The 14369-nt window shown below is 58.2% G+C and carries 8 protein-coding genes; 6 read left to right on the top strand and 2 right to left on the bottom strand.

Annotated elements, in window-relative coordinates; genetic code table 11:
- Positions 1–276 precede the first annotated feature (276 nt).
- The 3 genes from DSM100688_RS03210 to DSM100688_RS03220 all read left to right on the top strand — a co-directional run bounded on the left by DSM100688_RS03210 (position 277) and on the right by DSM100688_RS03220 (position 6741).
- A complete protein-coding gene (locus DSM100688_RS03210; protein ID WP_152357730.1) occupies positions 277–1014 on the top strand; it encodes a leucine-rich repeat domain-containing protein in 738 nt (245 codons plus the stop codon).
- Positions 1015–1083: 69 nt separating this feature from the next.
- Complete coding sequence (locus tag DSM100688_RS03215; RefSeq protein ID WP_152357731.1) at positions 1084–2262, top strand: S-layer homology domain-containing protein; 1179 nt, start codon at positions 1084–1086, stop codon at positions 2260–2262.
- Between the two features lie 405 nt (positions 2263–2667).
- Positions 2668–6741, top strand: a complete 4074-nt coding sequence (locus tag DSM100688_RS03220) for an RCC1 domain-containing protein (RefSeq protein WP_152357732.1) — start codon at positions 2668–2670, stop codon at positions 6739–6741.
- A gap of 57 nt (positions 6742–6798) precedes the next feature.
- On the opposite strand, the gene DSM100688_RS12270 is transcribed toward DSM100688_RS03220, so the two are convergent.
- Both DSM100688_RS12270 and DSM100688_RS12025 read right to left on the bottom strand, forming a co-directional pair.
- On the bottom strand, positions 6799–6921 hold the full coding sequence (locus tag DSM100688_RS12270) for a transposase (RefSeq protein WP_163146815.1): 123 nt from the start codon (positions 6919–6921) through the stop codon (positions 6799–6801).
- Between the two features lie 375 nt (positions 6922–7296).
- Positions 7297–8739 carry a leucine-rich repeat domain-containing protein gene (locus tag DSM100688_RS12025; RefSeq protein ID WP_152357734.1) on the bottom strand — a complete coding sequence of 481 codons (1443 nt, stop codon included), beginning with the start codon at positions 8737–8739 and terminating at the stop codon, positions 7297–7299.
- 690 nt (positions 8740–9429) lie between these two features.
- Here DSM100688_RS12025 and DSM100688_RS03235 point away from each other — a divergent pair.
- From DSM100688_RS03235 to DSM100688_RS03245, 3 genes are all read left to right on the top strand, one after another.
- The gene (locus DSM100688_RS03235; protein WP_239519338.1) at positions 9430–11784 is read left to right on the top strand and encodes an immunoglobulin-like domain-containing protein; all 2355 of its coding nucleotides are present in this window, start codon (positions 9430–9432) and stop codon (positions 11782–11784) included.
- A gap of 288 nt (positions 11785–12072) precedes the next feature.
- Positions 12073–12915, top strand: a complete 843-nt coding sequence (locus tag DSM100688_RS03240; RefSeq protein WP_152357736.1) for an ABC transporter permease — start codon at positions 12073–12075, stop codon at positions 12913–12915.
- The gene (locus DSM100688_RS03245) at positions 12915–14291 is read left to right on the top strand and encodes an ABC transporter ATP-binding protein (protein WP_152357737.1); all 1377 of its coding nucleotides are present in this window, start codon (positions 12915–12917) and stop codon (positions 14289–14291) included. The genes DSM100688_RS03240 and DSM100688_RS03245 overlap by 1 nt, the downstream gene beginning before the upstream one ends.
- The last annotated feature ends 78 nt before the right edge of the window (positions 14292–14369 follow it).

The following is a 14369-nucleotide window of genomic DNA, read 5'->3' on the forward strand; positions in this document are numbered from 1 at the left end:
GCAAGGATTTCGGGGAATCATCCCGTTCGTCCCGAATTTCCTGCACTGAGCCGAACTCAGCGCAAGAAATTCGGGAAGATGCGCCTGTTTTCCCGAATTTCTTGCGCTCAGTACGATTCAGTGCAGGAAATTCGGGAGCAAGCGCCATAATTCCCGAATTTCTTGCGCAGACAGACGGCAAGGCGAAGATGCTCAGACGCGCTATCGTATGGACCGGTTCCCACGTTATATAGTAGGGGGCATCATGGTGACGTGGCCATGAGGAAAGGAACAATCATGCGAAGCGTGAAGAAGGTATTGGGCACGGCGCTGGCGTTGACTGCATCGATCGCGATGCTGGCCGGTGGTGCTCCGGTCGTGCTGGCCGCGGACGTGGCAGGTGATATCCCCATCGATGCATCCCATTTCCCGGACAAGGCGCTCAGAGCGTGCGTCATCAATCCGAATTCGGGTGTGCCGATCGATACTGATGAAGATGGCATGCTCAGCGTTGCTGAGCGCAACGCTGTCACGAGCTTTAGCTGCTATGGCGGCGTCGATTCGACGCAAGGCTTGGAATTGTTCCCCAATCTGACTGACTTGTCGATTGAGGACGTCTCATCAGTGGATGTGTCGAAGAATCCGAAGCTCACGTCATTGAGCCTATTGTCAGGCAGCTTTGCCTCACTTGACGTATCGCATAACCTGCAACTGAAGGAGCTGAATCTTGACGGCGGTAAACTGACGTCGGTGGACGTGTCACATAACCCGGAACTCACCAAGCTGTCTGTGTACAGCAATCCGCTGTCGTCGTTGGATGTATCGCATAATCCAAAACTCACCGAGTTGAACGTTCAGGAGAGCGCGCTGGCTTCGGTGGATGTGTCGAAGAATCCGCTGTTGGAGATCCTGCATCTGAGAGACAACAAGCTGACGTCGTTGGATGTGACGCATAACCCGAAACTTATTGAGCTGTTCGCATCTAACAATGCCCTGTCATCGTTGGATGTGTCGAAGAATCCGGCTCTTGTGTAGCTCGACGCGGACAAGAACAAGCTGACGTCGTTGGACGTGTCCCGTAATCCGAAGCTGGAGAATCTTTTCGTGTCCAGCAACCGGTTGACCAAGCTTGATACGACGCATAATCTGACACTCTATGCGGTACACGCGTCGAACAACGAACTGACGTCGTTGGATATGCCTAATAGTTCCAAGTTGGTCGTGCTCGAAGCATCCAACAATAAGTTGCAGTCTCTTGATGTGTCGCATAACACGAGGCTTGTGTCGCTTGTCGCGAAGAACAATGCCATCACGGCGCTGGATCTGTCGAAGAACGTGAATCTGGTCGAGTCGCCTTCTACCCGCTCCGCCGCGGCTGTGGCGCGAGAGGTGCAGTTGGACGGCAATCCGTTGGTGGCGCTAAGGCTTCCGGCCGGATATCGCAATGCTCAGCAATCCGATGTCTCAGCGGCGACGTATCAGGCCGCCTATACGGGCTCGACGTTTGACCTGTCGTCAGTGGCATCGTGGTTCGATGGCGCGAAGGTGAGTGATCTGAAGGGCGCGAAGCTTGATGGCACGACGCTGACGGGCCTGTCCGGCACGGCGGATGTGACGTACACGTATGACACGGGCGCCGCCGAGATGCCGTTGAAGGCGCACGTGAAGCTCACGAAGTCGGCCGTCGTTGCGCCGTCGTTTGCGGATGTGAACGCTGGGACGCCGCACGCGGATGATATCAAGTGGCTGGCGTCGACCGGTATCTCGACCGGTTGGAAGGAAAAAGACGGTACCACCACGTATCGCGGCATGAACAGCGTGGTGCGTCAGGATATGGCGGCTTTTCTGTATCGTCTGGCCGGCTCTCCTGCGTTTGACGTGAGCAAAGCCGAGAATCCGTTCAAGGACGTGACCGCGAAGACGCCGCACTACAAGGAGATCCTGTGGCTGGCGTCGACCGGTATCTCGACCGGTTGGACTGAGAAGGACGGTTCCAAGACGTTCCGCGGCATGGATTCGGTGAAGCGTCAGGATATGGCCGCGTTCCTTCATCGTCTTGCGAGCCACGAGAAGGCCAATCCGACGCTGGGTGAACCGGTGCCGTTCCGTGACGTGACCATGACGACACCCCATCTCACCGATGTCGAGTGGCTGGCCCGCACGGGCGTGACCACCGGTTGGAAGGAGAAGGACGGGTCGAGGACGTTCCGTGGCATGAACCCTGTCGTACGTCAGGATATGGCGGCGTTCCTGCATCGCATGAGCGCCAACGTGCTCAAGTAGCGCAGCCATCCTTATTGCCAGTTGGTCACATTGACTGATGTGCGGCCGATTCCGTTCTGCGGATCGGCCGCACATGCATTGATGGAGGGGGTGCCTCGGCCGAAATCATGTCCGAAGCGATTACGGGTGTAAACTGGGCATCGTCGGAGAGAGTGTCCAAGGCTGTACGCGGGACCTAGAGATCGGGAGCATCTCATGAAGGTACGTCGTCGTATATCAGCAGTGTTGTCTGCCGTGGTGGTGAGCGTGGCCATGGTCGTGGCCGGGGCGCCGGCCGCATCTGCGGCGCCGACGTTCCGTGACGTGACCGCGACGACACCTCATCGTGACGATATCGTCTGGCTGGCGAACACCGGCATCTCGACCGGTTGGAAGGAGCGGGACGGCTCGTATACGTTCCGTGGCATGAGCAGCGTGAAACGTCAGGATATGGCGGCTTTTCTGTATCGTCTTGCCGGCTCTCCCGCGTTTGATACGAGCAAGGCCAAGAATCCGTTCCGTGACGTGACCGCGAAGACTCCGCACTACAAGGAGATCCTGTGGCTGTCCTCGACCGGTGTGACGACCGGATGGACGGAGCAGAACGGTTCCAAGACGTTCCGTGGCATGAACAGTGTCGTTCGTCAGGATATGGCCGCCTTTCTGCACCGTCTTGCGGACTACCGCAAGGCGACGCCGAAACTGGGCGCGGGCGTCATGTTCCGTGACGTGAACGAGAAGACGCCGCACGCGGCCGATATCACATGGCTGGCGAAGACCGGCGTGACGACCGGCTGGAAGGAACAGGACGGCAGCTATACCTACCGGGGCATGAGCACGGTCAAACGTCAGGACATGGCTGCCTTCCTCCACCGCATGAGCACCAATGTGCTGTCTGTGGGTGCTTCCGCGCAAACGGTTCCGGCATATGGCCGCGCCGCGAACGCCGGAGGCAAGGCGTTGCCCAACACTACGCTGACGTTCTCCGGCCCGACGAAGTTCACCGCGAAGACCGACAGGGAAGGATACTTCGCCACGCATGTGACCGCAGGCGCGACGTATGAGGTAACGGCTTCCGGACTGCGCTCGCGCATCACCATCAGTGGACCGCAGGATGCCAAGATCGTCAACACCACCGGCACGATCACATTGGGCCGATCTATCACGCAGGCAGGAACGTCGATCGTCACCGCGCCGACCGCTACGTACATCGGAGCAAATGACTATACGGTATCGAACAACGGTAAGACCCTGACGGTGACCAACGCCGCCATAGCGCTGAAGGTCGGCGACGACGTGCTGTTCGCCCCGAAGGGCGGTTTCAACGGCGCGTCCGTCACCATCACGACCATCACCAAGACCGGGGCCGGACGTGTGGTGAACGGTTCCCAGCCCGATCTGGGCGAGGTGGTGCAGTCGCTGAAGATGGACGATGCGTCGTTCGGCGCGCAGGGTGCGACCATCACCACCACCGAAGGCGTTACCGTCTCGGACGGACAGGGAACCCGTGACATGGCGGCGCCGCGTATATCCGCCGGCGTGGAGACGACACCGGTCGACAAGACCTTCAATATCGACAAACGGCTGCACCTGTATACTCAGCGCGGCGAAGGCGACATCAAACTCGGCTATTTCCTGAGCCATACGCATATCAAGATGACGGTCTCCGCAAACGTCGACATCAAATTCACGAACCTGGGCAAATCCAAGATGGAGCTGAAGTCGAATAGCAACTTCGATTCCAACCAGATCGTATGCGTCAGCTACAGTTCGGATTCGCCATACAAGGACACGCCCTGCGGCAAGTCGGAGGACGCCGACCGCAAATACTATACCGGTGCGGATAAGGAGCCGTATCGTCCGGACATGCTGCCGTCCGCGGCGAACGCGGCCACCACGGAGGAATACGAATGGAAGCCGGTGCCGCTGGGCACCGTCACGTGGAACAAGGGCATGTTCCAGATTCAGGTGCCGATTTCGCTGATGGGTCATGTCACCGGCCATTTCCGCGGTACGAATGATGCGACGGCGAGCGCGGAGGTCAAACTGGTTTTGGGCGACGGCAAGATTACGCCGAGCCAGAAGGTCACGGGAAAGGACACCGTCGAGTTGACGGCGGGCGCGACCATACGCAATGGCATCAGGGTTGCGCCCACGCTGAAGCTGAATTTCTTCGGATATCATGACTTGGCCCGGCTGACCGGTGAACCCGGTCTGGGGCTGACGGTCAAGGGCCGCATCAAGGTCGTCAACGGCAATCTGGTGGCGGCTGAGGCGAACGCGCGGTTCCGTCTCTTCTTCTACTTCGACGCCTATTATGCGGCTCCGGTGCTGTCCGCGGCCAAGGACCTGCCGAAACCGATCAGCAACCTCGCCAAATACAAGGACGATACGCCGTTCGGCAAGAACCCGTTGCTGGACATCACCATCGCGGAGTACCAAGGTGCCACGGAGCAACTCGGCAAGAACGTGGCCGAAAGCCTGATCAAGATGACCTATGGCGCCGATGTGGACGCCTCGTTGTTCTCCGATCAGGCGAGCGTCTATTCGTATGACGAATGTGCGATGAAGAAGGTCTCGGCCGTCGGCGAGCTCAACCGGTGGGGATGGAGCAAGCAGAAGACGCTTGAGCAGTCGCTCAAGTACCATTTCGCGTCCATTCCGACGACGGGGGCGCTTAATCTGCTCTCCAAGTCGGCGAAGGACCCCGCATTGTGCTCGTCGGTGCGTGACACCGGCAAGGCCGATCCTGGTACCGGCAAGCTGCCCAAGCTCGTCAAGGCGAACGTGCAGTCCGCCAAGCTTGACGGTAAGACCGGCGAATGGACGGCCAAGGCGAAACCGGAATGGGATATGCCGTTCGGCAAGAACAAGACGGTGAACACCACGTTGAAGTTCAAGTTGGACGATGGCGGCAAAGTCACCATTGCGGAAGCGGAAGGCTGGGGCGTGGATCCGGATTGGTCCACAGTCACCTTGGTCGATACGCGCACCAACACGCAGAAGAAGGTGACCCATGATGTCGGCAGCACGCTTACGATCAATCAGAAAGAGATGGAGCGGCTGTTCGGCGCGACCTCGGGCAGCATGAGCGGTCTGTATGCGGCCAGCACCAACAAGAACGGTACCGGAACGGTTGTGAACCTCAACGGCAAGTACACTTTCGGCGAGAAGAACGCGACCCTCTACCTTCAGTTCTCCAGCCAGCCCGCGTTCACACGGGTGCAGTCCGTGGCGACCAGCGGCCATTCTGCGTTTGCAGTGACTGGTGATGGCAGTCTGTGGGCGTGGGGTAACAATAGGAACGGTCAATTGGGCGACGGTACAACGCAGGATCGTTCAGCTCCTGTCCGCGTAAAGGGTATATCAGGTGCACGTTCGGTTGCTATCCGCATGACTATCGATGGCGGCACGGGATTCGTGATAACGGCTGATGGCAGTCTGTGGGCGTGGGGCAAAAACGAGAATGGCTTATTGGGTGATGGCACGACGCAGGATCGTACCATCCCTGCCCAGGTAAAAGGATTGCCTCATGTCCGTTCTGTTACTGTTCGCGACTCTGATGTGTTTGCAGTATCTGAGGATGGTGACTTGTGGGCGTGGGGACGTAACGATAGCGGTCAGTTGGGGGATGGTACGACTCGAGATCGTACTGTTCCTGTCCGTGTGAAGGTACTGACGGATGTGCGTTCTATTGCTGCTAGTACTAATAACGGTGAGGGAACCGTATTTGCAATAACTGCCGACGGAAGTTTGTGGTCATGGGGACTGAGTGAGTATGGCATGCTGGGTAATGGTTCGGCTCAAGAGCAAACTGTTCCTGTACGAGTAAGGGGGCTGTCGGACGTGCGTTCTATCGCTATCAGTGACGATTATGATACTTTTTTCTCGGTATATGTAGTGACTGGTGATGGTAGTCTGTGGTCATGGGGGCTCAATCGTTTTGGCGAATTGGGCGACGGCACAACTGCTGACCATTTCACTCCTGTACGGGTAAAGTCCCTGTCCAATGTACGTTCTGTTGCGGCCGTTGATGATAATTGGTCATACGGCTATGCATTCGCGATAACGGCTGATGGTAGTCTGTGGTCATGGGGGCATGGCGAGGATGACATACTGAGCGGTGGTACGACTCAAGATCGACTGGTTCCTACTCGAGTGAAAGGCTTGTCGGATGTGAATTCCCTTGTTATCGACGGTGGTCCGAGTGAAGCGCTTACTTCTGTGTACGCAGTGACTGTCGATGGTAGTCTGTGGTCATGGGGCTACAACGTCGGTTCGGACGATGGTCGGCCTCAAACTGCCCCTGTTCGAGTGGAAATTTTGCATGATACATCTTTAGTGGTCGTTGATACGCTTTCTACGGATACGGGTGACGCGGCATTCGCGATAACGACTGATGGTAGTCTGTGGTCATGGGGTGGGAATGCTTACGGCCTGTTGGGCGATGGTACGACATCGGATAGAACCACCCCGGGCAAGGTGGAGTTCAAGCAGTGAATAATTCCGGCTCTTCGGGTGTTTGTGTGGGTACGAGTCATTGGCCGGGCTTACTGGTTATTGGCATCCGGGGAGTTTGAGGTTCAGTCCGCCGCATTTGAGCATGACGAGACCGATGAGGTTGTCGAGGCTCCTGTATCCGTAGCCCATTTTGATGGTGGTCTTGATGTTGTTGCTCACGGCCTCCAATCGGGCGTTGGAGAGACCGAAGCGTTCGCGCCTCGTCGGGATCCTGTCTGGAGGATCATGCGCAGCTCCTCCTTGAGCCTGTACGCCCCTCCGCGGGGTCTCGTGGGTACGGCACCATCGAGACCCCGTGCCGGCTGATATGGTGGGCACAGGCGTTCCCCTGTCCCTCGGTTCTATTTCTTGGCAGAAACAAACCTAATAGGTGAACGCCCCTCTCATACCCGTATACGGAAGGACCCGGCAACAACGCCGGAACCCAATCTCTCACCACACATACTGGCGAAGACTCAAACAAAAGGAAGGGTTGGCTCCCGGATGACGACACCCGGGAACCAACCCTGTCGGTCGGATGAGGGGCCGGATGCCTTACTTGAGCACGTTCAGCTTCATCCTGTGGAGGAAGGCGGCCATGTCCTGGCGCTTGACCGTGCTCATGCCGCGGAAGGTCGTCGAACCGTCCTTCTCGGCCCAGCCGGTCGTCACGCCCGTCTTCGCGAGCCACGTGATATCCGCGGAATGCGGCGTGGACGACGTCACGTCCCTGAACGAGACGCCTTGGCCCAAGCTCGGCTTCGCCTTCTCATAATCCGCCAGACGATGCAGGAACGCGGCCATATCCTGACGCACCACGCTGTTCATCCCACGGAATTCGTACGAGCCGCCGGCCATCCTCCAACCGGTCGAGATGCCTGTCGAATACAACCACATGATCTCCTTATAGTGAGGCGTCTTCGACGTGACGTCCCTGAACGGGTTCTTCACCTTGGTCTCGTCGAACGCGGGGGACCCGGCGAGCCGGTAGAGGAATGCGGCCATGTCCTGACGCTTCACACTGCTCATCCCACGGAACGTGGCCGAACCATCAGCTTCCTTCCAACCAGTCGAAATACCAGACGAAGCCAACCATGTGATATCATCCGCGTGCGGAGTCTTGGCGTTCACGTCGGCGAACGACAGCTGTACGTCGCCGAGACGGGTGAGCTTCAGGTGCGCCTTCAGCGGGGCCTTGGCCGCACTCGTGTCGTACGTGTACGTGACGTCGGCCGTACCGGACAGGCCCGTCAGCTTCGTGCCTTCGAGCTTCGCCCCCTTCAGGTCGCTCACCTTCGTGCCATCGAACCATGATGCCACCGACGATAAATCGAATGTCGAACCATAATAGCCGCCCTCATACACGGCCGGCTTGATCACCGCATTCTGCGCATCAACATCCGCGCAACCATCATAGGTGTAAACCATGCCCGAGTACTTGGCGGGCAGTCGCAGCGCCACCAACGGAGAACCATCCATGATGACCCCGACCTCGGCCTCGCACGCTCCGGAACGGGCCCCGTCCGCCTGCACCAGGCCCGTGTGCCTGGACAGGTCCATCGAGGGTATCGCGGTGTTGGCCGCGTTGAAGTACGTCAGCTTCGTATTGCGCGACACATCAAGCCGGGACAGTTTATTGCCACTGACATCCAGCCGGATGAGCCCCGGATTGTTCGACACGTCCAGCGACGTCAGTCGATTGGACGATACGTCCAGATATCCGAGTTTGGGGTTATGCGATACGTCCAGCGACGTGATACGGTTCTGACCAACGATGCTGTTGTCATAGGTGTAGGCGCTGCCGACGTACAGCGAGGAAAGCTCGGGATTATGCGACACGTCCAAGGACGTCATTCGATTAGCCGACACATCCAAATCCTGGAGCTTGGGGTTCTTCGATACGTCCAGCGACGTCAACTTGGCATCCGGAATGGCCAGTATCTTCAGCTCCGGATTGTGCGATACGTCAACGGATGCCAGCTGTTCGGTGCGGTACATGCTCAATCTGGTGAGTTTTGGATTGTGTGACACGTCGATGGCGGTGATACCGGTGACATACGTCTCGAGAGACGTGAGATTGGGGAACCACTCCAAACCCTTCGCCAGACTCTTCAGCGAGAGACTGTTGCATTTTAGACCGGTTACCGCATTACGCTCTGCGGGACTGAGTATGCCGTTCCCATCGGCATCCGCCTTCCCATAGCTTGTCGAGCGGCTGAGACACTCTCGAAATCCCTCGTCCGGGAAGTGCGCGGCGTCAATCGGGATGTCTCCGGCCGTATCTGCGGCCAATGCAACCGGGGCACCGCCTGCCAGCATCGCAACCGATGCGGCCACTGCTGCCAAAGCGCCCAGTGCCTTCCTCATTCCTTGCATGAGTACTCCTTATTTCCTTCTGTATGCGGCACCATCGCCACATGCCCCCTACAATATCATGCAATGCATCCCCGCGCGAGATCCCAAAACGATCGGGCGTCCTGCTGGTATCCTTGATCGCAGAGCCCAGATCGCCGTTCGACAAACGGAACGCCGCCGTTCCTCATTGTCGCGTGGCATTCCGCAAAGAATAAAGGAGTTGAGATGACGTGGCGTAATCGTGACAAGTGGCAGCGCAAGGTAACTGGTCTGACGGCGGCAGCGGTATTGACATTATCGATGGGTCTGATCATGCCCGCGTCGGCTGATGATATGCCGTCCGTTAGATCCACATCGGTCTCATTCGTGGACGTGACCAAAGCCACGCCGCACGTGGCGAGCATCGCGTGGCTGGCATCGTCCGGCGTATCGACCGGTTGGAGCACGCCGCGCGGCCGTGAGTTTCGCCCGCGACTGTCGGTGACGCGTCAGGATATGGCCGCGTTCCTGTACCGTGTGGCCGGTAGTCCAACGTTCGACGTGTCGAAGGCAAAGAACCCGTTCAGAGACGTGACCGTTCAGACACCGCACTATACGGAGGTGTTGTGGCTGGCTTCTACGGGCATCTCCACAGGTTGGACCGAACGTGACGGCTCCAAGACGTTCCGTGGCATGAGTACGGTGAAACGTCAGGATATGGCCGCATTCCTTCGCCGTCTGGCCACTTATGCCAAGGCCGATCCCAGACTCGGCAAGGCGATCTCGTTCCGCGACGTGACATCGACGACGCCGCATGCAGCGGATATCGCATGGCTGGCCAAGACCGGTGTAACGACCGGCTGGAAGGAAACGGGCGGATCTTCCACCTTCCGCGGCATGAACTCGGTGATCCGTCAGGATATGGCCGCGTTCCTGCAGCGTACCAACGACAATGTCATCAATACGTCGAAACCGCAGCCGAATCCCAACAAGCCGACTGAACCGAATAAGCCGACACAGCCGGACAAACCAACTGAGCCAAGCAAGCCGACCAATCCGGATAAGCCCACGCAGCCGGACAAACCTTCCGAGCCGGATAAGCCGACCACTCCTGCCGACAAGACGGCTCCCATATTCTCCGGCGTGAAGGATGGTACCGTTGAATACGGTGCGAAGTTCGACCCCAAGTCAGGCGTCACCGCCACAGACGACACCGATGGCGACGTGACCGCCAACATCATCGTCACCGGCACGGTGAACACCAGCAAGTCCGGAACCTACACGCTGACATACACCGTCACCGACAAGGCCGGCAACAAAGCCGCCCAAACCCGCAGAATCACTGTCAAGGCCATGCCTGCAGCATTCACAACGACAGTACGTGAGGCTGGAACGGGCTGGGCCATTACCAAGGATGGCAGTCTGTGGACTTGGGGTGACAATACTTTGGGCCAAGTTGCGGACGGTACCACGTCCCCTCGTTTGACCCCGTATCGTGTTCCTGCACTGTCCGGTGTAAAATCCGTCGGCGGCCTTTTCGCAGTGACGGATGACGGCAGTTTGTGGACGTGGGGGAGCAACGAGTTTGGTACGGTGGGCGACGGTACCACCAACCGGCATCTGACCCCGTATCGTGTTCCCGGTCTGTCTGGTGTGAAATTCGCCGGATACCGTTCCGCACCGGGAGGAAGCGCCGTCTCATATGCAGTGACCGGTGACGGTAGTTTATGGACATGGGGCAGCAACTTCTGGGGCGAAGTCGGTAACGGTACCAAGGATGCCCAGTTGGTCCCATACCGTATCCCTGAATTATCCGATGTGAAGTCCGTTGGCGGCGACGGATACACCATGTTTGCGGTGACCGGCGATGGCAGTCTGTGGATGTGGGGATCCAACGGTTCCGGCCAGCTTGGCGATGGCACGACCGAGGGCCGCCTTACCCCGTATAAGGTTCCTGGATTGACCGACGTGAAAATCGGTGGTCTTTCCTATGCGATTACCGGTGACGGCAGTCTATGGACATGGGGACCTAATAGCTATGGTCAGGTTGGTGATGGTACGACCGAGGATCGCCTTACCCCGTATAAGGTTCCTGGATTGACCGACGTGCAGGTCGGCAGTGTTTCACACGGCGACTCATATGCGATTACGGGTGACGGCAGTCTATGGACGTGGGGCAATAACAGTGGAGGACGGATCGGTGACGGTACGCTGGCGAACCGTCTGACTCCGTACCGCGTTCCGGAACTGTCCCATGTGAAATCCGCGGGCAGCGCCAACGGTTATTCATATGTGATTACGCATGATGGCAATATTTGGACGTGGGGCAATAACGGTTATGGAACGGTTGGCGACGGCACGACGAATACTCGTCTGACGCCATATCGTGTACCAGGCTTGACTCATGTAACGACTGGCGGCATCAACAGCACCGGTACCGCGTTCGCGGTGACCGATGACGGCGATTTGTGGACATGGGGCAGCAACTATTCCGGACGTGTTGGCGACGGCACCACTGTGGATCGGACGACGCCATATCGTGTGCCGGGCTTATCTGACGTGAAGTCTATTGGCCACAATGGGTATGCAGATTCGTATGTAGTGACGGGTGATGGCAGTCTGTGGACATGGGGTTGGAATGGTGCTGGTTACGTCGGAGATGGCACTACTGCGGATCGTCTTACCCCATACAAGGTGCAATTTAATTGACCGCGGTTTCCCTTCCTCTTTGACGGACATGCAGCCGATTACCCTACCGGAATCGGCTGCATGTCCGTCAAAGAGGACTGTAACGCTGTAGCGGCGCAAGGATTTCGGGAATTGCGGCGCTTGCTCCCGAATTTCTTGCGCTGAGTCGCACTGAGCGCAAGAAATTCGGGAAAACAGGCGCATCGTCCCGAAATCTTTGCACTGAGTACGGCCCAGCGCAAGAAATTCGGGACGAATGGGATGATTCCCCGAAATCCTTGTGCCGGCGAACTGGTAGGATAGCGACTCGTGAAAGCAGTAACCAAGAAAATCGCGAATAGGTATCGGTATGCCTGGGTGGTGCTGTGCGGCCTGGTCAAAACCGATTTCAAGTTGCGTTACCAAGGGTCCTTCCTCGGCGTGATCTGGTCCGTGCTCCAGCCGCTGATGACGTTCTGCGTCATGTACCTGGTGTTCGCCAAGTTCCTGCGCATGTCCGACGGCACGCCCACGTATCCGGTGGTGCTGCTCATGGGTACCAGCGCATGGCAGTTCTTCGCGGACGCGACGAACGTCGGTCTGCGCTCGATCGTCGACCGTGGCGACCTGCTGCGCAAGATCCACTTCCCGAACTACATCGTGGTGGTTTCGGCGACGGTCGGCTCGCTCATCAGTCTCGGCATCAACTTCATCGTCGTGTTCATTTTCGCGCTGTTCAATCGCGTGCACTTCACGTGGCGCGTCATCCTGCTGCCGCTCAACGTGATCGAACTGTACGCCATCGCGCTCGGCCTGACGCTGCTCATGGCGACGATGTACACGTACTTCCGCGACATTTCCCACATCTGGGACGTGTTCCAGCAGCTCCTGTTCTACGCGGTGCCGATCATCTACCCGCTGTCGTATCTGATCAACACGGTGGGCGAGCCGTGGGGCACGACGATCGCGAAGGTCATCCTGCTCAACCCGATCGCGCAGACGATTCAGGACATCCGGCATAACTTCATCGCGCCGGAAACGCAGCCGACCGTATGGAACACGCTCAACCACTGGCAGTATGGCCTGATTCCGGTCGCACTGAGCTTCGGCATCCTGGCTCTCGGCGTGTTCGTGTTCCGTAAGCACAGCCGTAAGTTCGCGGAGGTGATGTGATGAGCGAGAAGACGCAGACGAACGAGCAGACCGTCGTTACGGTCGACGATACGGTGCGCGATACGACCAAGGCTCCGGTCGCGCTGTCCGTAAGCCACGTCAGCAAAACGTTCAAGCTTCCCACCGAACAGGCCACGGGCCTCAAGCAGGCGTTCATCAACTGGACGCGCGGCATCAAGGGCTACAAGGAGCAGCGGGTCCTCAGGGACGTGTCCTTCGAGGTGCATCAGGGCGACTTCTTCGGCATCGTCGGCCGTAACGGCGGCGGCAAGTCCACGCTGCTCAAGATCATCTCCGGCATCTACGTGCCGGAGGAGGGCGAGGTCAAGATCAACGGCAAGCTCGTGCCGTTCATCGAGCTCGGTGTCGGGTTCAACCCGGAGCTGACCGGCCGTGAGAACGTGTATCTCAACGGTGCGCTGCTCGGTTTCACCCGTGAGGAAGTCGACGCGATGTACGACGACATCGTCGAGTTCGCCGAGCTTGAGGAGTTCATGGACCAGAAGCTCAAGAACTACTCGTCCGGCATGCAGGTGCGTCTTGCGTTCTCCGTCGCGATCAAGGCGCAGGGCGACATTCTGGTGCTCGACGAGGTGCTGGCCGTCGGCGACGAGGCGTTCCAGCGCAAGTGTGACAACTTCTTCACCGAAATCCGCAAGGATCCGTCCAAGACCGTCATTCTCGTCACGCACGACATGGGGTCGGTCAAGAAGTACTGCAACCGCGCCATGTTCATTCAGGACGGCGAGATTGCGGTGATCGGCGACAAGGAGACCGTGGCCGAACGGTACACGCTTGCCAATCTCGAGGCGGAGAAGAAGGAAGAGCAGCTCAAGAAGATCGAGGAGCGCAAGCGTAGCGAGAACGAGTATCCGAACGGTCTGAACGAGCGGTGCCCGATACTGCGCACGTTCGGCGTTTCCCCGCTGATGTTGAAGAGTTCCGATACGTTCCGGTTTGGTGTCGAATACCAGTACGATGAGCCGGGTGACTTCTACCTGGCGATCGCGCTGCACGATATCCGTCGCGGCGGCATCACGTACGATACCGGTGCGAAGGTGTTCAAGATGAAGGAACACGGGCATCACAAAGTGTATTTCGACCTGCCGCTGAACCTGTTCAACGACGGCGAATTCCGGTTGCTCACGTCGCTGCGTACGCCCAGCCCGACGGTTGCGAACATGACGGACGCCGTGGCGGTCGCGTTGGACGACAATTCCTGCACGTTCGTGATCCGTGACAAGCGGAACCGCACGTATGCGCTGCTCAGCGACCGCGCGGTGATGTTCACGCCGGTTGCCGGCGACGATGTTGACGGCACCGAAATGAACGGTACGGAGATCGTTACTGGCACGGTGCCGAGTCAGAACGCTTGACGGTTCGGGTTTGTACGCCTTGCGCAGTCGTGCGTAAGGCGTTGTAACGGGTTCTGGCGGTGGCTGCAATGCGATTGC

It is taken from the genome of Bifidobacterium ramosum (assembly GCF_009299505.1).
Lineage (GTDB): Bacteria > Actinomycetota > Actinomycetes > Actinomycetales > Bifidobacteriaceae > Bifidobacterium > Bifidobacterium ramosum.